At 34.9% G+C, this 22,437-nt stretch carries 17 protein-coding genes; 11 read left to right on the top strand and 6 right to left on the bottom strand.

Features of this window, described 5'->3' with window-relative positions; genetic code table 11:
• The first annotated feature begins 38 nt into the window (after positions 1-38).
• From FYJ80_RS08940 to FYJ80_RS08915, 6 genes are all read left to right on the top strand, one after another.
• Positions 39-1,082 (top strand): DUF7168 domain-containing protein, encoded by a 1,044-nt coding sequence (locus FYJ80_RS08940; RefSeq protein ID WP_154426119.1) that lies wholly within the window; start codon positions 39-41, stop codon positions 1,080-1,082.
• A gap of 160 nt (positions 1,083-1,242) precedes the next feature.
• Positions 1,243-2,964 carry a peptide ABC transporter substrate-binding protein gene (locus FYJ80_RS08935; RefSeq protein WP_154426117.1) on the top strand — a complete coding sequence of 574 codons (1,722 nt, stop codon included), beginning with the start codon at positions 1,243-1,245 and terminating at the stop codon, positions 2,962-2,964.
• Positions 2,965-3,034: 70 nt separating this feature from the next.
• On the top strand, positions 3,035-4,303 hold the full coding sequence (aroA, locus tag FYJ80_RS08930; RefSeq protein ID WP_154426115.1) for a 3-phosphoshikimate 1-carboxyvinyltransferase: 1,269 nt from the start codon (positions 3,035-3,037) through the stop codon (positions 4,301-4,303).
• Positions 4,303-5,325 (top strand): threonine aldolase family protein, encoded by a 1,023-nt coding sequence (locus tag FYJ80_RS08925; RefSeq protein WP_154426113.1) that lies wholly within the window; start codon positions 4,303-4,305, stop codon positions 5,323-5,325. Before aroA ends, FYJ80_RS08925 begins: the two co-directional genes overlap by 1 nt.
• Positions 5,318-5,764, top strand: coding sequence for a hypothetical protein (locus FYJ80_RS08920; protein WP_154426111.1), 447 nt, complete (start codon positions 5,318-5,320; stop codon positions 5,762-5,764). Before FYJ80_RS08925 ends, FYJ80_RS08920 begins: the two co-directional genes overlap by 8 nt.
• Positions 5,761-6,981, top strand: coding sequence for a MalY/PatB family protein (locus tag FYJ80_RS08915; protein ID WP_154426109.1), 1,221 nt, complete (start codon positions 5,761-5,763; stop codon positions 6,979-6,981). Before FYJ80_RS08920 ends, FYJ80_RS08915 begins: the two co-directional genes overlap by 4 nt.
• Positions 6,982-7,020: 39 nt before the next feature.
• On the opposite strand, the gene FYJ80_RS08910 is transcribed toward FYJ80_RS08915, so the two are convergent.
• Both FYJ80_RS08910 and FYJ80_RS08905 read right to left on the bottom strand, forming a co-directional pair.
• On the bottom strand, positions 7,021-10,200 hold the full coding sequence (locus FYJ80_RS08910) for a UvrD-helicase domain-containing protein (protein WP_154426107.1): 3,180 nt from the start codon (positions 10,198-10,200) through the stop codon (positions 7,021-7,023).
• Positions 10,197-12,653, bottom strand: coding sequence for a PD-(D/E)XK nuclease family protein (locus tag FYJ80_RS08905; protein ID WP_154426105.1), 2,457 nt, complete (start codon positions 12,651-12,653; stop codon positions 10,197-10,199). The genes FYJ80_RS08910 and FYJ80_RS08905 overlap by 4 nt, the downstream gene beginning before the upstream one ends.
• Before the next feature lie 123 nt (positions 12,654-12,776).
• Here FYJ80_RS08905 and FYJ80_RS08900 point away from each other — a divergent pair, with 123 nt between their 5' ends.
• Genes FYJ80_RS08900 through FYJ80_RS08890 form a run of 3 tightly spaced genes read left to right on the top strand, consistent with a single transcriptional unit; the run spans position 12,777 to position 15,130 of the window.
• Positions 12,777-13,634: a CPBP family glutamic-type intramembrane protease gene (locus FYJ80_RS08900; RefSeq protein ID WP_154426103.1), complete on the top strand. Its 858-nt coding sequence runs from the start codon at positions 12,777-12,779 to the stop codon at positions 13,632-13,634.
• Entirely contained in the window at positions 13,603-14,601 is a 999-nt protein-coding gene (locus FYJ80_RS08895; protein WP_154426101.1) for a DNA/RNA non-specific endonuclease, read from the top strand. Before FYJ80_RS08900 ends, FYJ80_RS08895 begins: the two co-directional genes overlap by 32 nt.
• A 10-nt stretch (positions 14,602-14,611) precedes the next feature.
• On the top strand, positions 14,612-15,130 hold the full coding sequence (locus FYJ80_RS08890) for a cysteine hydrolase family protein (RefSeq protein ID WP_154426099.1): 519 nt from the start codon (positions 14,612-14,614) through the stop codon (positions 15,128-15,130).
• A gap of 107 nt (positions 15,131-15,237) precedes the next feature.
• On the opposite strand, the gene FYJ80_RS08885 is transcribed toward FYJ80_RS08890, so the two are convergent.
• The 4 genes from FYJ80_RS08885 to FYJ80_RS08870 all read right to left on the bottom strand — a co-directional run bounded on the left by FYJ80_RS08885 (position 15,238) and on the right by FYJ80_RS08870 (position 20,736).
• A complete protein-coding gene (locus FYJ80_RS08885; protein ID WP_154426097.1) occupies positions 15,238-16,122 on the bottom strand; it encodes an Rpn family recombination-promoting nuclease/putative transposase in 885 nt (294 codons plus the stop codon).
• A 209-nt stretch (positions 16,123-16,331) separates the two neighbouring features.
• Positions 16,332-18,671, bottom strand: coding sequence for a ferrous iron transport protein B (gene feoB / locus FYJ80_RS08880; protein ID WP_154426095.1), 2,340 nt, complete (start codon positions 18,669-18,671; stop codon positions 16,332-16,334).
• A gap of 41 nt (positions 18,672-18,712) precedes the next feature.
• Positions 18,713-20,047: an MATE family efflux transporter gene (locus tag FYJ80_RS08875; protein ID WP_154426093.1), complete on the bottom strand. Its 1,335-nt coding sequence runs from the start codon at positions 20,045-20,047 to the stop codon at positions 18,713-18,715.
• 38 nt (positions 20,048-20,085) lie between these two features.
• The gene (locus tag FYJ80_RS08870) at positions 20,086-20,736 is read right to left on the bottom strand and encodes an HAD family hydrolase (RefSeq protein WP_154426091.1); all 651 of its coding nucleotides are present in this window, start codon (positions 20,734-20,736) and stop codon (positions 20,086-20,088) included.
• Between the two features lie 98 nt (positions 20,737-20,834).
• Between FYJ80_RS08870 and FYJ80_RS08865 the strand changes: the two genes are divergently transcribed.
• Both FYJ80_RS08865 and FYJ80_RS08860 read left to right on the top strand, forming a co-directional pair.
• Positions 20,835-21,497 (top strand): amino acid ABC transporter permease, encoded by a 663-nt coding sequence (locus FYJ80_RS08865; RefSeq protein WP_154426089.1) that lies wholly within the window; start codon positions 20,835-20,837, stop codon positions 21,495-21,497.
• Positions 21,498-21,513: 16 nt separating this feature from the next.
• Positions 21,514-22,302 carry a transporter substrate-binding domain-containing protein gene (locus FYJ80_RS08860; protein ID WP_154426087.1) on the top strand — a complete coding sequence of 263 codons (789 nt, stop codon included), beginning with the start codon at positions 21,514-21,516 and terminating at the stop codon, positions 22,300-22,302.
• Positions 22,303-22,437 lie beyond the last annotated feature (135 nt).

The raw sequence follows: 22,437 nt of genomic DNA, 5'->3' as shown, positions 1-22,437 counted from the left end.
AATATATCAAATAATAAATTAAAGGAATATAAATTTTCATGCAACGTGTTATCTCTATATATTCAGGAAAAGTAAATCAACTTAGAACTCAATTAAAACAAAGTATCAGAGAGCGCTTAGATAATAGTCCTTATAAATATATGTCTTATATTCCAGAACTCCTTTTTGCAGGCTTAAAGGAGAAGGTTTTAGGTGAATATGATGTAGAAAATGATGTTATTTTAATTAATTCACGTCTTATTAACCATGATTATAATATCCTATTAAATATTGCGTTACATGAATTAGCTCACTATATTACATATAGATATTCAAAGTCACCTCACGATGAAGCATTTAAAAGTGTTTGTTTAGATTTAGGTGTAGATGATGATTTTGAAAAGGCAAGAGTTAATATTACTAAAAAGGAAAAGCTAATTGATAAAATAAATAAGCTTCAAGCTCTATCTGAATCTCCATTCTCAGAGGAGGGTTTATCTGCACTACTAAAGATTAGTGAGCTTTCTGCAAAATATGATATTAACGTAGAGGAGAGCGAAGAAAGTATTTGTAGAGTAGTTTTATATGAAGCTAAGAGAATACCTAATAAGATTATTTTCTTAGGTGGTATAATTAGTGTTCTTACAGGAGCTACCGTTATAAAGGATTTTACTCGTGGTGAGTCAGGTAGGCTTACAGCCTTTGGCTCATATGAGGAGCTAGAGGTTGCTGAATATCTTTTTGATACTCTTAGCTATAAGATCGAAAAGGAAATTAGAAGAAAGAGAAAAGAGGATCCTATAAACAATAAGGGAGTTGCTTATGTAAATGGATTTTATCTAGGCGTATTAAATGCTATCTCTGCTAAGCAACAAAAGGATAGTGAAACAAATACTACAAGTAAGGCTCTAGTAGTAAAAAAGAATAAAAATATGGAGCTTGCAAAAAAGCTATACTATAACCAATTTCAATACATTGCGAGAAAAAAGGCTACAGGAGCTCGTTATAAGAATTTCTCTTATAACCAAGGAAATGAATATGGTAAAAACCTTGAGATTGAAAAAGGAATAAAGGATAGCAAGGAGAACCTACTACTAACTTAATTTTTATCATAACTATCAAAACATAAGAACTGCATATTTATGCAAAATAATGAAAAGTACATGTAGAAAAGCTATATTTTTTATATTTTTAAACCTTGTCATAATCATTATTATAAATTATTCTTAACCTAGTATATTCCATATTCAAGGAGAATTGGCAATGAAAAAATTCATGACAATAGCTTTGTGCGTATTGCTTGTTTCTCTTACTCTCGTATCATGCGGTGGTAAGAAAGAAGAAGCTAAGCCAGCAGCTACTACAACTACTACAACAACTACTACAGCTCCTGCTACTACAGCTAAGGCTGAAGCACCAAAGGCTGAAGCTCCTAAAGCTGAGGCTCCTAAGGCTGAAACTCCTGCTCCTGTAGAAGCAGCTCCAGCAGAAGATAAAGTTGTATTTAGAATTTCTAACGGTGCAGAACCAGAATCTCTCGACCCAGCTAAGATTCAGGGTGTTCCTGAGCACAGACTCTATGAAGCACTCTTCGAAGGTCTCATCATTTTCGATCCAAAGACAGCTGATGGTATCCCAGGTCTTGCAGAATCTTGGACTGTTTCAGAAGATGGCATGACATACACATTCAAGCTCAGAAAGGCTAACTGGTCAGATGGTACACCTATCACAGCTAACGATGTTGTTTACTCATGGCTCAGAGAACTCGCTCCAGAGACAGCTTCTCCATATGCTTGGTTCCCAGCAATGTTCCTTGCAGGTGCTGCAGAATACAATGCAGGTGAAGCAGATGCTTCTGTTGTAGGTATTAAGGCTATTGATGATTATACATTTGAAATGAAACTCATCGGACCACTTCCATATGTAATTGGTGCTCTCGGCCACTACTCATTCGCAGTTGTTCCTCAGCACACAATCGAGAAGTATGGTGATGCATGGGTTCTCCCTGAAAACTTTGTTGGTAACGGTCCATACGTTCTTAAGGAATGGACTCCTCAGTCAAGAATCGTTGTTGAAAAGAACGAAGCTTACTGGGATAAGGACAATGTTAAGCTTGATGAAGTTATCTTCTACGCTTCAGATGATGACAACACAAACTACAACATGTACCTCGCTGGTGAAATTGACTGGTTAACAGGTATTGCTCAGGATAGACTTGAATCAGCTCAGATGAGAACTGACTATCAGGTAGCTCCACAGCTTTCAACATACTACTACACAATCCAGACAACTAAGGCTCCATTCGATGATCCTAGAGTAAGAAAGGCTCTCTCATATGCAGTCGATCGTCAGACTCTCGTAGATCAGGTTACTAAGGGTGGTCAGCTTGCTGGTTGGGGTATCGTTCCTGAAATGGCAGGTTACGAAGGTCTTGGCGAAGCACAGTTTGATCCAGAATATGCACAGCAGCTCCTTGCTGAAGCTGGTTACCCAAACGGTGTTGGCTTCCCAACATTCTCACTCCTCTACAATACAAACGATGCTCACAAGCAGATTGCAGAGTACGTTCAGAGACAGTGGCTTGAAAACCTCAACATCAACTGTGAACTCGAGAACCAGGAATGGGCTACATACCTTGCTAACAGAAATGCTGGTAACTTCGATGTTGCTAGAGCTGGTTGGGTAGGTGACTATCAGGATCCTAACACATTCCTCGATATGTTCATCACAGGTGCAGGTATGAACGGTGGTAAGTACTCTAACGAAACTTACGATGTACTCATCAACGAAGCTGCTAGAATGGAAGCAGGTCCAGACAGATTTGAAGTTCTTCTCACAGCTGAAGATATCCTCATCAACGAAGACCAGGCTATCCTCCCATTCTACTACTATGTATCTCAGAACATGATTGATACTAATAAGTGGGGCGGCTGGTATCCTAACACAATGGATTACCATCCAACAAAAGACATCTACCTCAAGTAGTTTGTTTAAAACCCAAAAGGCCACCTTTTCTAAGGTGGCTTTTTTATTACTTTGTGGTATTATCATTTTTATGATAAAACTACGTAAAGCTAAGATCTCAGGCTCAATCTCTATTCCATCTAGTAAGAGCCAAACTATAAGAGCCCTATTAATCGCAACCTTCGCAAAGGGAAAGTCTATTATTCATAACCCATTATTCAGCTCTGACACTCAAGCATGCATAGATGCTTGTACCCTACTAGGTGCAAAAATAACTATTTCAGAGGATAAAGAAACTCTCTATTTAGATTCAACAAATATCGATATAAAAGATAAAGTACTAACTATCGATACAGCTAATAGCGGAACAACAACATATCTTCTATATGGTCTTTTAGGAACCTTAGGAGCTAAAGAGATTACACTAACAGGTGATGAACAATTAAATAAGCGCCCTATCCTTCCTCTAGTAAATGCTTATAGAGATTTAGGAATGAGTGCAGCTTTAGCTGGTGAGTGCCCACCTGTAAAGATTAGTGGAGAGCTTATTGGTGGTTCAACATCAATAGTTTGTAAGACAAGCCAATATTTATCATCACTTCTGCTTTCACTTCCTCTTGCTAAAGAGGATAGCGTTGTTGATTGCCCACTTCTCTATGAAAAGCCATATGTAAAAATGACTTTAGAGTGGCTTGATAAACAAAATATCAAATACTCTATCTCTGATGATTTACAGCATGTAGAAATTAAGGGTGGACAGAGCTATAAGGAAAGTGAAGTTACAGTACTTGGTGACTTCTCATCTGCATCGTTCTTCTTTGTAATGGCAGCTATTACAGGCTCCTCTATTACAGTTAAGGGCTTAGACAGAAATGATGTTCAAGGTGATAAGAGAATACTTGAGGTTCTAGAGCACATGGGATGTAGTGTTGCTTGGGATGGTTACAGCGTAACTGTTACAGGCCCTGAGCATCTTAAGGGTGGCATTTTTGACTTAAATAGTATGCCAGATACTCTCCCTATTTTATGTGTTGCAGCATTAAAAGCCGAAGAGGATGTTGAGTTTGTTAATGTTCAAAATGCGCGTATTAAGGAAACAGATAGAATTGCTTGCATGAGAGAAAACCTTGTGTCTCTTGGTGCAAAGGTTGAGGAGAGTCCTGATGGCCTATTAATTAAGGGAGGTACAAAGGTAAAGGGTACCCTTGTTAAAGGCTTTAAGGATCATAGAATTATCATGGCACTAGCTGTCTCATCACTACTATGTGATGAAGAATTAACTATCGATGATGAGAGTGCATGCAGTGTCACATTCCCAACATTCTTTAAATTATTTGGAAAGCTAAAAGGAGAAAACTAATGAAAAGATATGATTTAAGATCTGATACAATAACACTTCAAACTCCACAGATGAGAGAAGCTATGTATAGAGCTGAGGTTGGAGATGATGTTTATGGAGAAGATAAAACTGTAAATAGATTAGAAGCAATGGCAAGAGAGCTCACAGGTAAGGAGGAGTCACTATTTGTCTCCTCTGGCTGTATGGGCAACCTATTATCATTAATGATTTACGGTGGTAGAGGTAATGAGGTTCTATGTGCTAATGAAAGCCACATTATCCAGCATGAAATAGGAGCTGTTAGTGCTATTGCTAATACTATTCCAATAATAGTTCCATCTGTTAATGGAATTATCGATGAAACAAAGCTTGAAAGCTTTATTAGACCATACTCCTACGACATGGGTAAGAGTGCCATGATCGAGGTTGAAAATACAACCTCAGGCTTAATCTATCCAATAGAGAAAATGAAAGCAATTAAGGAAATTGCAGAAAGACACAATATGAAGGTTCATCTCGATGGAGCAAGAATCTTTAATGCTGTTGTTGAAAGCGGTATAGAGCTTAGTGAATACGCAAAGTATTGTGATGATATTACATTCTGTCTCTCTAAGGGCTTAGGATGTCCAGTTGGTTCAATGCTTAGTGGAGATAAGGAGTTTATACACCTCGCAAAAAGATATAGAAAGATGTTAGGTGGTGGAATGCGTCAAATTGGTTACTTAGCAGCAGCTGGTATCTATGCACTTGAGAACCACGTTGAAAGACTCAAGGAGGACCATGAAAACTGTAAGCTAATTAGAGATGCAGTTGCATCAACATCATGGGCTAGAGTATTAACCTATGGAACTAATATACTATTCTTCACCTCTGATAGCTACGATATTTCAAAGATAGTAAAGAAATTTAATGACGATGGTGTAATGGTACTCTGTGAATGTAATGCTTGTCGTGTAGTAACTAATATTGGTATTTCACAGAAAGACGCTCAAGAGATAGCTAACTATATTAAGTCTTTTGATCCGGAGAGTATCAATGGATAAAATCATAATTAAGGATAAAAGTAAGGCTGCAGAGGCCTTTGTAAAGCGTCTTAACTCATATTCAAATTTTGGAGTTTTCTCTATTCAGGATAAGGGCGTTGAAGCTAAAAGTGTTATATTTGTAATTTCTGCATTAAATGGAGGAATATCAAAAGAAGCAAGAGAGGCTTTAGAGAGCTACAGCTGTTCAAAGCTTGTTGGATACATTGCGATTATAGTCCTATATGAAAAGACTAAATTAGTATCTCATATCGAAGCAGAGAGAGCACTAGCAAATGCAGGAATAGCCAGCTCCTACACAAGAGCAGTAAAGCTACCAGCTACAGATGAGGAAATAAAGCTCATCCTTGATGATATCGAAAAGGAAGAGATAAAGCTTCCTTACCGTTTTCCTTTATCTAAAACTATTGGAAGAATAACAAAGGAATTAAATAAATGAGTATATTTGATAAAGCTGTTGATAGAAGAAGCAGTAATGCAGATAAATGGAATAAAGCAGCAATTAATGATATCTGTGGAAATCCTAATGCAGAAGCATTTTGGGTTGCAGATATGGATTTAGCAACCTCCCCTCTTATTAAGGAAGCACTACAAAGAGAGACCGATTTATCTGTTCCTGGATATGCATCTCATAAGAATATGCTTCCATACTTTATATCATTTGTAAATCATAAGCATGGGTGGCAGCTTGATAGAGCAAATGTAACATATGCTCAGGGAATGCTTCATGCAATTTCTCTCGCCTTAAATATGTTTACAAATCCAGGTGATGAGGTACTACTTCCTTATCCTGTTTACCAACCATTTGTTCATCTAATTCAAAATAGTGAGAGAGTTGTTAAGCGCTTCGATTTAACAAATGAGTGTGGAACCTTTACCTTTGATAGAGAAAAGTATTCTCTCATCAGCAAAGATTGTAAAGCTATAATGTTCTGTTCACCTCATAATCCTTCCGGTCTTGTATTTAAGAAGGAGGATTTAGAGTTTATCCTTAAGCTTGCAAAGGAAAGAGGACAGCTAGTTCTATCAGATGAAATACACTCAGATTTAGTTCACCCAAGTGCAAAGCACTACCCAATGGGCTATGTAAATAAAGATATTAATGCAACCTGTATTACCTTTATGGCTCCATCAAAGACCTTCAATGTAGCAGGAGAGCACTGTGCCTTTGCAATATTTAGTGATAAAGAGATGCTAGAACGCTATAAGGCAGTTCAGAAAAGACTTTTCTTAGGCTCTGAGGGTTATTTTGCAGGAACACTTGCAGAGGCAGTATACTCACCAGAGAACTATCAATTTTTAGATGACTTAGATAAATACTTAGAGGACAATGCAGAGCTTATGAGAAATTTCTTTAAAGCTGAATGTCCTGAAGTAAAGATGGGTAATGCTAGTGCATCGTTCATTGTCTTTTTAGATTTCTCAGAGGTTTGGCCTAAGATACTAGAGGATAGTAAAAAGCACCCAGAGATATATGACAATGACCACTATATTCTCTCTCATTTCTTAGGCCATTATGCAAATCTATGTCTAAATGATGGCTCTTGGTTTGGTTCAGGCTATGAAGCCTTTGCTCGCTTTAACTATGGAACTAGTAGAGAAGAGGTTATATCAGCATTGAATGCAATTAAAAAAGCAATTAATGCTCTTAATTAAGCTTAAAGGCTATCGAGAAAATCCCGATAGCCTTTATTTTTACAGTGAAACAATATTTCCATCTAAATCCCAGAAGGGCTCTAGGGAGCCATCTCTTAGATAAAAGAGTGTGCCGTAGCATGGCTTATTGTAAATATCAGTAGCAGTTTTTATATATTGAACTACCTGAGCCTTATGGTCATCAAGGTTCTTACTTCTATCTGTTTTGTAATCAACAATGAGATTAAAATCATTACTAAATACTATTAAATCAATAACTCCCTCTAGGACGGAATCAGAGTCTTGAACGTAGGTATAAAATCTTACCTCCTCATCAACACTTTTTCCATTTATCCAATTTTTATAGAGAGGACTACTATAAAATATATCGATAAAGCTCTTAATATCATCCATGATAATTTTGTTTTCACTTATGTTATCAGCAATATCACATTCAATATTTGCTATCCCCTCACCCTTCATTGTAAGCTCTATTGCAAGGTGTGCAAGAGTTCCAAATTTATCAAACGCAGAGTACTTTTTTATTATCTCATCTGATTTAAAGGTTGGAAGTAAAACTCTATTTTCACTATATTTTATTTCATCATTCTCAGTTACCTTTACTCTCCTAGAGGAGTAATCAAAATCCTTTTCAGCTATAGTCATGAGATTTGCTTTAAGACGCGCTGCCTCCTCCCAGGAATTAACTATGATCTCTTTTTTCTCTTCTAATTCTAGCTTTGATGTATAATTAAAATTCTCTAAAGGTGGAATTGTAAGATTTATAACATCGCTACACCCATCTAAGGAATTTAAATAAATATAAAGTAGCTTTCCAATTCCACTATCGAGAGTACCATCCTTTTTTAGCTTATAGGAGCCTGTCATAATTAAGTAGTTTTCACAGCGAGTCATAGCTACATATAAAATTCTCTTTATCTCAGCCTCATCTCTATCCTTCTCACTCTTATTTAGATAGTCCTTAGTAATCTTTGTTGAATCAAAGATAAGGTTACCATCTACAGAGTAAAGTACACTTTTATCATTTAGCTTGCCCTTTGAGCCTAAGAAGGAACAAAAAACTATAGGAAACTCAAGGCCCTTAGATTTATGCATAGTCATTATCTGGACACCGTTAAGCTTCTCCTTTAGAACCTTTGCTTCTCTTCCTCTATCACTTGTTCCGATAAGAGAACGTAGCATTCTTACGAAATCAGAGAGAGTATATCCCTCTTCATCATAGGAGACTGCATAATCAAAGAGGTAATCAAAGTGCTCACTATATGGTTTATACTTTGGCTTTAGCTCAATATATGCTTTATACCCACTCTCAATATAAAGCTTTACTAAGAGCTGAGAGAGTGTGTAGGAATATAGCTTAGCTTTTATCTTATTGTAGAGTGCTAAAAACTCATCATAGCTCCTTTTATCTTCCTCATTAGTAATATCTTGACCTGATAATATTTCCTTAAAGCCGCTATCTGAAACTCTAACAAATGGAGATTTTAATAGATTTGCAAAAGCAATCTTATCCTCTGGGTATACTAAATATTGAAGATATGAGTAGAAATCAGAGGAAAGTCCCTCTAACATTAATGATCTACTTTCGAGGATTTGGTATGGAATATTTCTAAGCTTTAACGCCTTCTCTATTTGCCATTGGTTTCCTGAGCCACGCATTAATATTGCGATATCACTTGCTTTAACTCTCTTTCCATTTACAAGGTATTTATCGCTAGTGAGTATTTCTATAATCTTATCTGCAATAAATTCAGCCTCACACTCATCGCTTTTAAGTCCATCTGGGATAAGGTCACTACGATTTAATAGTGCTACCTCTATTCTAGAGTCCCCATTATTACGTGCATATTTTGTATTTTCAAAAAGCGCTTCATAGTTTTCTGTTGCATTAGCAAAGACTCTGTTAAAAACAAAATTAAAGTGGTCTATTAGCTTCTTTTCACTTCTATAGTTGGTACTAAGAGATAGATTAATTCCCCCACTATTTTTTATCTCATCCTTTAAGTCTCTAAAAACAGATACATCTGCACCTCTAAAGCGATATATCGATTGCTTATCATCACCTACGAAGAAAAGCTTATTAGACTCTAAATCATTTATAGTAGGACAAGGCTTTATAAGCCTATCCTTTTTTTCAGAAAGAAGGTATAGAAGTCTCTTTTGCTTATCATTATTATCCTGGAACTCATCTATCATAATTTTATCAAATGCATTTTTATAGTGAGTTCTAAGTGCATCATTATGCTCTAAGATATCTAAAGCAATTTCAAATACATCATTAAAGGTTAAGAGAGAGCGTCTTCGTTTTTCCTTTATTAAGCTCTCTGCAAAGCACTCTATTATTTGGTAGTAAATAAAATCCTTTGGTAAGTTATCCTTAACAGAAGCAAATGAAACAAACCTTTGGTAGTAATTATCTTTTAAATCCTTTATTTCCTCACTAACTCCATCTATATAGCTTTTCTTATGTCTTCCATCGTAGAAATAAAGCTTATCAGGGATAGCACCACTATCCCACTCGGCCATAAAGGCTTCATAAAGCTTACCCTTTTCACCAATAATTCTTTTATCAAAGGTTCTTAGGATGTAATCGATACTATCTCTTTGCTTTTCAACACTATCATTTACATAGGCTGAGAAGGTATTAAATAATTCGTTTGCATTGTGATTTGAAAGAAAGCTTAAATTTTGATTTATCTTTAAAAAGAACGATGAGATAACATCATTAGGAGAAAATATCCTTGATAAAGCAGTAACAAACCTATAATTACCTTTATCCTCTAAAAAGCTAAGTGCTAGAGTTCTAACTAAATCATTTTCTTCATCATCTGAAAGCAGTGAGAAATCACGGCTTAAGCCATATTTTACGCAATCATGTCTTACTATTTCAGATAGAAAGCTATCGATAGTAGAGATATGAGCACTTGTTAAATTCTCTATTAGCTCAGGCTTTATCTTATCTCTATTATCTAAAAGACGGTTAGTAATACGCTCTCTCATCTCAAGAGCTGCCTTTCTTGTAAATGTAAGAGTTAAGATTCTATCACACTTAATTTCATCATCCATAACTAAGCGAAGAAATCTATATGAAAGAACTGTAGTCTTTCCACTACCAGCTCCTGCAGATACTACACAGTTTTTATCTGCAAACACTACAGCTCTTTGCTCATCATTTAGTTTTTTCTCTTCATTATCTAATAAAGAAGTAAACTTACTCATTGTATAGTAAACCTCCTCCTACAAATACCTCTGTAGCTACAGGAGCCACAATCCTCATTAACAGTAGTATTAAATTCTCCAGCCTTAGCTTTAGTGATGAAATTATCAATATCACGCTCTAGCTCTTCACTCTTCTCAGGGTCTCCAAAGCTCGATTCAGAAAATGAGTAATATGAAACATATTTTATCTTATCATCATTAACACTATTCCAAATAAGCTGGTAAAATGGTAGCTGATAGGTACCTTGGTATTTCTTTGTACCGCCACTCTTTAAATCGATTACTATACCTTCACTCTTCTTTTCAAGGTGTATATCAATTCTTCCTTCAAAAGCTACATCACCATCAGATTTACTAAATTTCTCTTCAATACCCTTTACTACTATACCATCTCCAAATTTCTCAAAGAGCTTATCACAAAAGCTTACTACACCATTAAAATACATTACGTTGATAAAGCTTCTTGAGTATATATCAAATGGAGATGATGATAGATTTTCATAAAAGATATCTGTTAGCTCCCTTTGAAAGCTTAAACTTCTATTTGCATATAGAGTTTCATTTCTATGGTTACATAAAAACCTTTCAACTATACTATGTAAAAAGATTCCGATCTCTAAAGAATCCATATTATCAGGCTCAAACTTTGATACATTATTATATTCAAGTCCAATAATCTTCTTTAAATAGGTAATATAAGGACACATTGTATAATCCTTTAAAGTTGAATATGAAACCTTTATTTTATCAAGATAAGTCTTTCCTCCACCTCTTATATCACTATCTCCTAAATAAAAGGCTCTATCATTTCCCTTAATTAAGCTTTCCTTAATCGCATATGATAGCTCATCATCCTCAACTACATCACACTTTTTCACAAGCTTTTCCTGACAAAAATACATAGGAGCATTAGCACTTCCTGTATATGTATCACTACTTGATGAAAGATATACATTCTCACTTGTAGAGCTATAGTACTTTAGAAGAGGGACAGTAACATCATAGCTTCTTCTCTTATAAACCTCATGGTCCTCTAGGAAACTTAAGTCACAATCTGTTACCTTAGCTCTATCATCATCGAGTGCAATAACAAAGTGGTATGGAACACATAATAGATAATCCTGGTTATAGGAGTAGACTCTAATACCACTTCTCTTTTCACTTGAAATGTAGCTAATACTATCCATAGTTGAAATAAAGGAAGTAAAAGGATCCTTAATATCTAAAGCTAAATCATTAAGAGTTGCTTCAAAGCTATTAAGCTCCTTAAGAGCAAAGGCATAGCTATTTCTTACTTCCTCATCACAATTTTCAAATTCGCCATCCTCTAAAACCTGAGAAAGTAATATATGTATGTTTTGAACCATATTATTTGATTCAAATATTCTCTTTACACCCTTTTTAATTACTCTATATAGCTTAAGCTCACTAAAAAGCTTTTCCTTTTCAAGAGTACTCTCTATTCTATCAAAGCCATATAAGGAGCCCTTTAAAAGCCCTAAATTAGTTAGTGCCATTACAAGGCTCTTTCCAACCTCTCTAGCTTTAAATGGATATGAAGGACAAAGTAAAAATCTCTCAAGAGAATAGAATGATAATTCTGTATTATATAGCTCCTTAAAATCATTAAACAAACGTCCAGCTACTGTTTGTGATAGCTTTACTGTTGAAATAAAGTTTAAATTAATACCCTTTTCACGGCTCTCCTTCTCTAAATATGGCTTAAGCCTCTCAAGGTTAGGAGTTGAGATAATAATATCCTCAGCTCTAGTACCTAACTCCTTTAATCTTTTTAATCTATTAAAGAGTGTAACTAACTCAGCCTTTTCATTTTTATATAGCTCATGCTCTACTCTAACATTATTTTCAAGCATAAGAGGAACTATAAATGAAGGCTTATTTAATTCCTCATAAAACCTCATCATATTTATTTCTGAGTCATAGCAGACAAGGTAGTACTTTCTTGATTTATCACCAGTAAAGAATGACAAATCATATTTAAAATAATTCGGCTCAAATAAGCTCTTTTCATCTAAAAAGCTACTATAGGCTTCATAAAGAATTTTAAGATCACTCTCTATTTTCTCATCATTAAAGCTTACAGCCTCAAGGTTTTTTAAGCTTGGTAAAATAGAAGCGACAAAGGGAATAAATCTTGCTTTACTCTCAGGGTATTGAGGGTTATAAAAATACTTTAGCTCACTACCTCTATTATTTAAAAAGTGCGATGCAAAGAAGATTCTAATATATTTATTTGAAGGTCTTTTATCCTTAAATTTTGGTATAAATTGATTTGCAAACTCATCAAAGGAATATGCACTATTTGCTAGCACACTACTTTTTCTAGAAAGTACATATTCAGTTAAGAAATATCTTTTTACGCTCTCTGTAGGGAAAACTAAGGTAACGTCCTTTTGATCTAAATAATTTAAGATTGTTTCTTTTATAACCATGAAATAATTATACAATGAACTCTAAGCTACATTTCAACCTTTTAAGAGTAATTAACAAGCTTTAAAACTCTTTTTATTCATAATTCTATTCTTAGGTAAGGGAGTTTGCTAAAATAGTAATTAATGAAAAGAAATAATACACTAAAAATGGTTATCTTAATAATATCACTACTATTTTCCTGGCTCTTTATAGGAGGAGTATTTATGCTTTCCTTTTATAGCCTTTTTTCAGCCTCGAATTATAGTGAGCTTTTATCTACAATTATTTCATTCATTGGTGTAAATATTCCATACATAACACTATTTATATTTTCCCTCGTAGTAACTCATATAGCTTTAAATACTAAAATATGTGACATGGTAAGAGATAAGAAATATAGCTTGAGGTACTATATTATTACTTCGTTAATAGCTCTTACTATATTTTCACTTTCAACTATAGCTTTTAGTCGCAATATAACTATAGGTAGTAAGAGCCTTTCAACAAAGGTAGTAATGTTATTTATCGCATTAGCAATAACACCTCTTCAATGCTTTAGTGAAGAATATCTATTTAGAGTTGTAATAGCACGATTATTTAATAGTGATAAGAATTTAGTAAAGCTAATACTCTCAATAGCATCAGGAATTATCTTTTTATTTTTACATAAGCTCTCAAACCCAGAGTTTTTAATTTCTCCATCAATAATGCTAAATCTTTACTACTTTCTATTTGGGTTTCTATCTATGTTATTAGGACTATTTTTGGAGGATTTTACATTTCCAATAATAATACACAGTATAAATAATCTTTTCATAGTAATAGTTTGTAACTATGCTGGTTCCCCTTTAGAAAGTGCATCTTTCTTTATCTCATCGACAATTCCATCCCCCCTAATATCAAGCATTGCGATGATTATGATATTTGCACTAACCTTCTTTTGTGCTAAAAAGAATCGAGGAGAACTACATGGTAAAGAAAAAGAAATTAACGAAGGCTAAGAAGCATAGAATACTAAAAATAGCTGTGCTATTAGTTATTCTAATTGTATTGTTTATTGTTCTATGCTACCTAACACCTTCTGAAGGTGATAGTCTTAAAGCAAGTGGTACATATAGTAATTTAGAGCTTCCTCGAAGCATTCCTGGAGAGCAAATCATTGAACATACAGGATATATATTAAGCTACAATGAGGAAGCAGAGCAGCCATCATATGTTGCATATGAGCTTACTAAGGAAGAGGTTTATGGTGCCCTAGATCGTGCAGATAACTTTAGAGAGGATAAAGCTGTTAATACTGGTTCTGCAGTTTTAAGTGACTATAAGGGCTCTGGTTATGATAGAGGACACATGGCTCCAGCTGCAGACTTTAAATGGTCTGAGGAAGCTATGAGCGACACCTTCTACCTTTCTAACATGTCACCTCAGGTTCCTGAATTTAATAGAGGTATTTGGGGCGATTTAGAGGCAATAGTAAGACAAATGGCAGTAGATAATGAGAAGATTTACATTACTACAGGTCCTGTTCTTACAGATGGTCCATATAAAACTATAGGAAAAAATAAGGTTGCTGTACCTAATCAATACTATAAGGTAATACTCGATTATACAGATCCAGATATCAAGGCTATTGGCTTTGTCCTACCAAATTCAGATAAAACAGAGAAGATAGAGAGCTACGTAATGAGCGTTGATGACGTTGAAAAGATTACAGGTCTTGATTTCTTCTATCAGCTTGACGATGATGAAGAGGAGTTAATCGAATCAAATGTTGATATCACAAAGTGGAACCTAAAGCCATATAGTGGTACAAAGAGTGAAAATAAAACTTTAATTGAAAGTAATACACAGAACAATCAAAATGAGGATATAGTTAACCTATTCTTCTCTGTGTTTACAGAGTTCAAGAAGGAAGTTTTTAAAGCCTTAGGAATTTCAAAGCTAGCTAGAGAGCTAGGATTAATGTAGGAGGAAAGCTATGAAGGCACTATTTGTTGTAGATATGCAAAATGATTTTATTAGTGGAGTACTTGGCTCAAAGGCCTCTGAAGCTACGGTTGCTGTAATTAAGGAAAAGATAATAGCCGCAAATAATAAGGGCTATAAGGTTATCGCAACTCGTGATATCCACCCAGAAAATTACCTTGAGGACGTTGAAGGAAAGCTCGTTCCAAGACATTGTATTAGAGGTGAAAATGGTAGTGAGATAACAAGTGAATTTTCTTCTCTTAGCTTTGATTTAATTATTGATAAAAATAATTTTATGGCAGACCCTAATGAGCAATTAGAAATTAAGAAGGCTCTTGAAGGTGTTGATGAAATCGAAATATGTGGTCTTTGTGCTGATATTTGTGTAGTTTCAAATGCATTGATGCTTAGAATGCTTTGCCCTAATGCAAGAATTTTTATCGATAAAAATGCAACTGCAGGAACAAGTGAGGAAAATAAAAGCGCTGCTCTTAATGTTATGAAAAGCTGCTTAATTGAAGTCATTTAATAAAAACTAAGGCCCTATTCTAGCCCCTTCTGTTCCTATTAGGCTGAAGGGGTTTTTGCATAATAGAGCCAATAAAATAGCCCCTATTATAAATAGTTTAAAGTCTGTTACTTAGCAAAGTAAGCCTTCATATCCTTTTCAAACTTTTTAACAGTAATATTAAGCTTGCTAGCAGCAGTTTCTTTTGTAATTATTCCATCACGAGTTAACTCATATAGTGTTTTAACCTCACCCTCAAGGATTCCTTCACGCTTGCCCTCAAGCTTACCATCATTCTTTATATCTTCAATTGCCTTACACATGTTATAACCTCCATCATTTGGAATATCTACCTTCATTATCGTTTCTAATAACTTAGCTGTTCTATAATCAAGGTCCTTAAAGGCCTCTTCACTATTAATATAACTTAAAAGCGCATTTTTATCTCCTTGATTCTTTATAATATTTAATACTAGCTTTAATGGCTTACTTATTTTATTTATCTTTTCTCCCTTTAGCTCATGGGGATCTAAGACATAATACCCTGCATTTACTAAAGGATAGCCAAAGACCTTTATTGCCTCCTTTGATAATAGCTTTCTTAAATCAGTAGCATTACTCCATTTCCTATCTAGCATATTAAATACTATGATATACACTGGCTTTAGCTTCTCACCCTCCTTAATAGTAGCTATTTGATTATCATAGATTAATAGTGATGCAATACCTGCTCTTATTACCATATGCTTGTCACTATATGCTTGTGACTCAAGACCAATGATTGCATATACATTTTCATCACTCTCCTTTACTGTTGAATCATAAAGATTATCTACTAAGACCTCTAAGGATTTATTCTTAGTAAACACTGTAGAATTAACAGGGTCTATTTCTCTTAGGTCTTCAGCTTTTATTCTTTCTTCTCCATTAAATAGAGATAGATTAACAAACTCTGAAAAGATCTTAGAATCAGAGAAAAAATTCTTTGCTGCGCGATCTTTTTCCTTTGCCATCGCTGCCTCCTTTTTTAGGTTCTATTAATAATCATGAAAAAGGATTAAAAAATCGTAATAAAAATGAGGTAAAAACACTAAAATCTAAGCCTTAATATTTCTTATTTTTTTTAAATAAAACAAATTAAAAATTTTTTAATTTTTTTATAAGGATAAAAAAAATCCTTCCTAGAAAGTCTAAGAAGGATAGAAAATATTATGTCGAGTATTTACAGAAGATTTATAATCATATGTACTATAAAGGCGACTATCCAAGCAACGACACATTGTAATATTACAACACCAATTGCCTTAGCTCCTCCAAGCTCTCTTTTAACAGCACTAATTGCAGCAACACAAGGAGTATATAGTAAAGAGAATACTAAGAATACAAATGCTGTAGCTGTTGTGAATAGATGAGAGATATCACCATTAGGAAGTAATACCATAAGAGTACTAACTACACTTTCCTTAGCTGTAAAGCCAGTAATTAATGCAGTTGATATCCTCCAATCATTAAAGCCAAGAGGCTTAAACAGAGGAGCTATTATACCACCTAATAGAGCTAACAAGCTATCCTCAGGATTTGCTGTAACATTTAATCTAATATCAAAGGTTTGTAGAGCCCAAATAATAATGGTTGCTAAGAATATTATTGTGAAGGCTTTAGTTAAGAAATCCTTAGCTTTCTCCCACATCAAGCGAATAACACTTTTTGCACTTGGTAAACGATAGTTAGGTAGCTCCATTACAAATGGTACAGGCTCACCCTTAAATACAAGCTTATTTGAAATTATTGCTACAATTATTCCAACAATTATACCAATGAAATACAGTCCTATCATAACTAGTGCAGCATATTGAGGGAAAAATGCAGCTGAGAAAAATGCATATATTGGTAGCTTTGCACTACAGCTCATAAATGGAACTAATAATATTGTCATCTTTCTATCACGATCACTTGGAAGTGTTCTTGAAGCCATGATAGCAGGTACAGAGCAGCCAAAGCCAATTAGCATTGGTACGAAGCTTCTTCCTGAAAGTCCTAGCTTTCTTAAAATCTTATCCATTACAAAGGCAATACGTGCCATATATCCTGAATCCTCTAATATCGATAAGAAGAAGAATAGGACGACAATATAAGGCATAAAGCTCAATACCGAGCCAACGCCAGTAAAGATACCATCTATTATTAGAGAATGAACTACAGGGTTTATCTCAAGAGCTGTTAGAGCACTATCAACAATTAATGTAAATTTCTCAATAATAAATTCAAGAATAAACTTTAATGCATTACCTATTGGACCAAAGGTAAGGTAAAATGAAAGTCCCATGATAAGCACAAAGAATGGGATAGCTGTGAATTTACCAGTTAAGATTTTATCGGCCTTCTGACTTCTTAAATGCTCCTTACTTTCATGAGGTTTAACTACAGTTGCAGCTGTTAATGTCTCGATAAAGCTAAATCGCATATCTGCAATTGCAGCCATACGATCAGTCTTACCCTCTTCCTCCATTTGAAGAATAATATGCTCTATCATCTCACGTTCATTTTGATCAAGGGCAAGAATATCCTCTACAGCCTTATCATCTTGGCAAATTGCTGTTGCTGCAAATCTAATTGGATAGTTAATTAATCTAGCATGGTCCTCTATTAAGTGGCTTATAGCATGTATAGCTCTATGAACAGCACCATTATCAGCACCTCCTGGGAGACAGAAATCTGTTCTTAGTGGCTTAACCTTACCAGATGCTACAGCTAAAGCATGTTCAACAAGCTCGTCGATACCCTCATCCTTAGCTGCGCTAATAGGAACTACAGGTACACCTAATGCTTCCTCGAGCGCATTAATTCCAATAGTTCCACCATTCTCTCTAACCTCATCCATCATATTAAGAGCAATAACCATAGGTATTCCTAGCTCAATTAATTCAGTTGTGAGATATAGATTTCTTTCAATATTTGTTGCATCGATGATATTAATAATTCCATCGGGATTATTTTTTATCAAAAAGTCTCGTGTAACAATTTCTTCCTGAGTATATGGAGAAAGTGAATATATTCCAGGAAGGTCTGTTACAGTCATATTCTCATGACCTCTAACAATACCATCCTTTCTATCAACAGTTACACCAGGGAAGTTTCCAACGTGCTGGTTTGCACCTGTTAATTGGTTAAATAGAGTAGTCTTTCCACAGTTTTGGTTTCCAACTAAAGCAAGGCTTAGAGGCATACTGCCCGCTTTTACCTTTTTCAGGATTCCTGAAACCTCTCCAACACCAGGATGCTTTACAGCATTTATTCTTTCTTTTCTGATTTCCTCTGCGAGAGGATGCATGTCATGAACATTTGCGAGGTGGATGTATTTGGCATCATCCTTTCTAATAGTGAGCTCATAGCCTCTCACTCTTATTTCCATAGGATCACCCATAGGAGCAACCTTAATCATGGTTACCTCAACTCCCGGTGTTAATCCCATATCCAAAATGTGTTTTCTAAGCGAAACCTCAGGGGTTTCAACACTCTCGATATAGGCATCCTTGCCTATCGCTAATTGATCTAATGTCATGGCACACATATTAGCAAAGTAAGGCTAGACTAACAAGTACTTTAGATAACAGCTTTTGATTTATCGCAGGTAATATAAAAGATAAAGCTCATTATAGCTCCAAAAACCCATCCAATTGGCCAGCTATACCAAATTCCAACGTATCCAAAGATTGCAGAGAGGATAAAGGATAGAGCTACTCTTAAAATTAAATCTGAGAATGTTGATACCATAAAAGGCCCCATCTTACCCATTCCTCTTAAGCATCCATCTGTTATTATCTTAAGCATGACAACAGGATAGAAAATCGAAACTATAAGCTGGAAGGAGCGTCCTGCCTCTAATATTTCAACATCTGAGGATGAAATAAACATAAGTAGAATATACTTTCCAAAGAAGAAGAATAGTATGAAGACAGGAACTATAAAGAATACTGCTATTAAAAGTCCATTTAAGTATCCCTTCTTTACTCTCTCAACCTTACCGGCTCCTATATTTTGAGCTGTGAAGGAGGATACTCCATTTCCTAGTGTCATTAATGCTGTAATGACCATATTATTAAGCTTAATTGCAGCTGCATATGCTGCCATTACAACTGCACCAAAGCTATTAATAACTGCTTGAATTAAAATATTACCAACTGAAACAAATAGCTGCTGAAGTGTCGATGGAATTGCAATTCTTAAAATCTTTAAAAATAGCTTAAATGAGAAGATCTCAAATTCCTTTACACCCTTTTCAAGTGCAGAGACTCTCTTTACTACAACAACTAAGCTAACAATAGAGCTAATACCTTGGCAGAGGAAGGTTGCCCAAGCAACACCTGCAACTCCCATATCAAATACAATTACAAATATTAAATCGACAAATATATTACTAACAGATGAAATAGCTAAAAAGATAAATGGTGTTTTGCTATCACCTAGAGCAGAGAAGATACCATTTGAGGTATTATAAAAGAATAAAAACGGGACACCCCAAATATATATATCCAAATATATTTTACTTGGAGTAATTAATTGCTCAGGAGTCTTAATTAATATAAGTAAATCCTTAGATAGACAGGAAGCTACAATAACTAAGAAAATACAAAAGACTAATGTCATTATAAAGGTTGTTGAGATCGCACTCTTTACATCATTTCTTCTTCCAGAGCCAAATAGCTGAGAAACTACAACTGAGCATCCCATACTAATACCGGTAGCAAAGGCAATAAAAACTAGAGTAATTTCGTAGGAGTTACCTACAGCGGCAAGTGCATCACTTGATATGAACTTTCCTGCTATTAGACTATCGGCTATATTATATAGCTGTTGAAAAATCATCGAGAAAAGTAGTGGTATCATGTAGCTTATAAGTACACTTCTTTCATTTCCAACTGTCAAATCTTTGTTCATCGAGATGAAAAATACACCTTTTATTTAGTTTTATTCAACTAACTAATAGGTAAATCTTTGTAAGTATTGATAAAGTAGGTACACTCATTTTTTATTTCCTGAAGCCTATTTTCAGAGTGCGTATCACTAATAGCTACACTTTGCATTCCAAATTCCTTAGCGCTGTGTATAGCATAGTAGGAGTCTTCAAAGAGAACTATATCATTGATAGCTTTCCCATACATTTTCGCAATTCTTTCAAAGCCCTCACGACTATCCTTTCCAGCTCCTAGCTCTGTAGCTGTAAATAGGTGGTCAAAATATCTATCAAGTGAAAGATTTTCATTGATAATATCAACGTACTCTCTTTCATTAGCAGTATACAAAATAGTAGGAATACCCTTCTCTTTGAGCTTTAGAAGAAAAGCATCTGCACCTGCCTTAAAGCCTTTAATAGTTTTATAGCCGACCTTAACATCGTCCTCAAGCAATCTAAATAGCTCGTCAGGAGTATATTCAATATTATATTTTTCTACCATTTTTATAACTGAATCACGAAGCACATAGTATTTAAAGTAATCCTCATCCTCTTTAAAGACCTCCTTTCCAATACTATTTAAATATCGTTTGGGACTATTTCTCCAAAAACCAATTGTATCAACAATAGTTCCATCCATATCAAAGACTGCAAGCTTATTATCTAAGAACATTAAGGTCTCCAATTAATATTTTATCGTAGAGTATAATATGTTGAATACTCATTCAATACTTTACAATTTTTTAGATGTTCTGTATTTTCATAGTTGATATGAATCAGCGCATTTGGGCACTACTTGCCTCTTCCTTTAAGACTATATTGTTGCCAGGTTTAACTGTCACTATCCCTCTTACAATAATATCATTTTCATTGGCGCTAATAATTGCAACAATTACAGCTATCGTACAGGTAAAGAAGATAAATATCCTAAAGCAGCTTGCGAGGTTCTATATTTGGATAATAAGAGGAACACCTCTTTTGGTACAGCTATTCGTTGTATTCTATGGTCTTCCATCATTAGGAATTATATTAGATCCATTTCCAGCTGCAGTTATTGTATTTTCAATAAATGAGGGAGCATATGCTGCAGAAATTATTAGAGCAGCTATTGAGGCTGTTGATAAGGGACAAACTGAAGCAGGAGTTTGCTTGGGACTATCCTATGTTCAAACAATGAGATATATAGTACTTCCACAGGCATTTAAAATAGCATTCCCTTCTCTATCTAACTCATTAATTGCGATGGTTAAGGATACATCTCTTGCAGCCAATATAACTGTTTGTGAGATGTTCATGAAGACTCAGCAAATCGTTGCAAGAACATATGAGGCTCTTGCTTTATATCTTTTAGTAGGCTTTATCTATCTAATTTTCTGTACAGTTCTTACTAAGCTACAAAGTTGGGGTGAAAAGAAATTATCAAAGGCATATTAATATAAAGGAAAGATATATGAAAAAACTAGTTTTAATTGTTTTATCTGTTTTATTAGTTTTTACTTCCTGTAATAAGAAAACTGAAACCACACAGGACCACCTTGCAAGAATCAAGGAAAGTGGAGTTTTAACAGTAGCAATGGAAGGAACCTGGGCTCCATGGACATACCATGATGAAAACGATGTACTAACAGGCTATGATGTTGATGTTGCATCAGCAATTGCTCAAAAGCTTGGTGTAAAGGCATCCTTTATCGAGGGTGAATGGGATGGTTTATTTGCAGGTCTCGATGCTGGAAGATATGATATCGTAGCTAATGGTGTTGATATCACAGAGGAAAGAAGTCAAAAATACTCATTTACAACTCCATATGCATATAATAAAACTGCTGTAATAGTATCATCAGATAGAGATGATATTACCTCCTTTAATGATTTAAAGGATAAGAAAACAGCAAATACTATTAGCTCTACATATGCTCAGGTTGCAGAAAGCTATGGTGCATCAGTAACTGGTGTTGATGATTTAAATCAAACCTTCCAGCTCTTATTAACAGGTAGAATAGATGCAACACTAAACTCTGAGATGACCTATTACGACTACATGAAGGCTCATCCAGAGACAAAAATCAAGATTGCTTGTCTCTCTGATGATGCAACACACGTTGCAATCCCAGTTAAGAAAGGTAGTGATGATGAATCTTTATTAGCTGCCATTAATAAAGCCATTGAGGAGCTAAAGGCAGATGGAACCTTAAAAAAGCTATCTGAAAAATACTTCGGTGTTGATATCGCAACAAAATAAAATTAAATGGGGCTGTTAAAAAACTCAAAAGTTCTTTAGCAGCCCTATTTTTATGCAAAAATAAAGCCCGGAGCTAGAAAACCCGGGCAAACATGGTAAAATGTAATCGCCAAATTCATTTACCATGAACAAGTT

Source organism: Bullifex porci (assembly GCF_009695635.1).
Classification (GTDB): domain Bacteria; phylum Spirochaetota; class Spirochaetia; order Sphaerochaetales; family Sphaerochaetaceae; genus Bullifex; species Bullifex porci.
Note: the sequence above shows the minus strand (reverse complement) of the source record. Positions and strands in the feature narration are given on the sequence as shown.

Coding starts and splice junctions, on each gene's coding strand:
- FYJ80_RS08940 (WP_154426119.1), top strand. CDS start 39: ATGCAACGTGTTATCTCTATATATTCAGGAAAAGTAAATCAACTTAGA.
- FYJ80_RS08935 (WP_154426117.1), top strand. CDS start 1,243: ATGAAAAAATTCATGACAATAGCTTTGTGCGTATTGCTTGTTTCTCTT.
- aroA (WP_154426115.1), top strand. CDS start 3,035: ATGATAAAACTACGTAAAGCTAAGATCTCAGGCTCAATCTCTATTCCA.
- FYJ80_RS08925 (WP_154426113.1), top strand. CDS start 4,303: ATGAAAAGATATGATTTAAGATCTGATACAATAACACTTCAAACTCCA.
- FYJ80_RS08920 (WP_154426111.1), top strand. CDS start 5,318: ATGGATAAAATCATAATTAAGGATAAAAGTAAGGCTGCAGAGGCCTTT.
- FYJ80_RS08915 (WP_154426109.1), top strand. CDS start 5,761: ATGAGTATATTTGATAAAGCTGTTGATAGAAGAAGCAGTAATGCAGAT.
- FYJ80_RS08910 (WP_154426107.1), bottom strand. CDS start 10,200: ATGAGTAAGTTTACTTCTTTATTAGATAATGAAGAGAAAAAACTAAAT.
- FYJ80_RS08905 (WP_154426105.1), bottom strand. CDS start 12,653: ATGGTTATAAAAGAAACAATCTTAAATTATTTAGATCAAAAGGACGTT.
- FYJ80_RS08900 (WP_154426103.1), top strand. CDS start 12,777: ATGAAAAGAAATAATACACTAAAAATGGTTATCTTAATAATATCACTA.
- FYJ80_RS08895 (WP_154426101.1), top strand. CDS start 13,603: ATGGTAAAGAAAAAGAAATTAACGAAGGCTAAGAAGCATAGAATACTA.
- FYJ80_RS08890 (WP_154426099.1), top strand. CDS start 14,612: ATGAAGGCACTATTTGTTGTAGATATGCAAAATGATTTTATTAGTGGA.
- FYJ80_RS08885 (WP_154426097.1), bottom strand. CDS start 16,122: ATGGCAAAGGAAAAAGATCGCGCAGCAAAGAATTTTTTCTCTGATTCT.
- feoB (WP_154426095.1), bottom strand. CDS start 18,671: ATGACATTAGATCAATTAGCGATAGGCAAGGATGCCTATATCGAGAGT.
- FYJ80_RS08875 (WP_154426093.1), bottom strand. CDS start 20,047: ATGAACAAAGATTTGACAGTTGGAAATGAAAGAAGTGTACTTATAAGC.
- FYJ80_RS08870 (WP_154426091.1), bottom strand. CDS start 20,736: ATGTTCTTAGATAATAAGCTTGCAGTCTTTGATATGGATGGAACTATT.
- FYJ80_RS08865 (WP_154426089.1), top strand. CDS start 20,835: ATGAATCAGCGCATTTGGGCACTACTTGCCTCTTCCTTTAAGACTATA.
- FYJ80_RS08860 (WP_154426087.1), top strand. CDS start 21,514: ATGAAAAAACTAGTTTTAATTGTTTTATCTGTTTTATTAGTTTTTACT.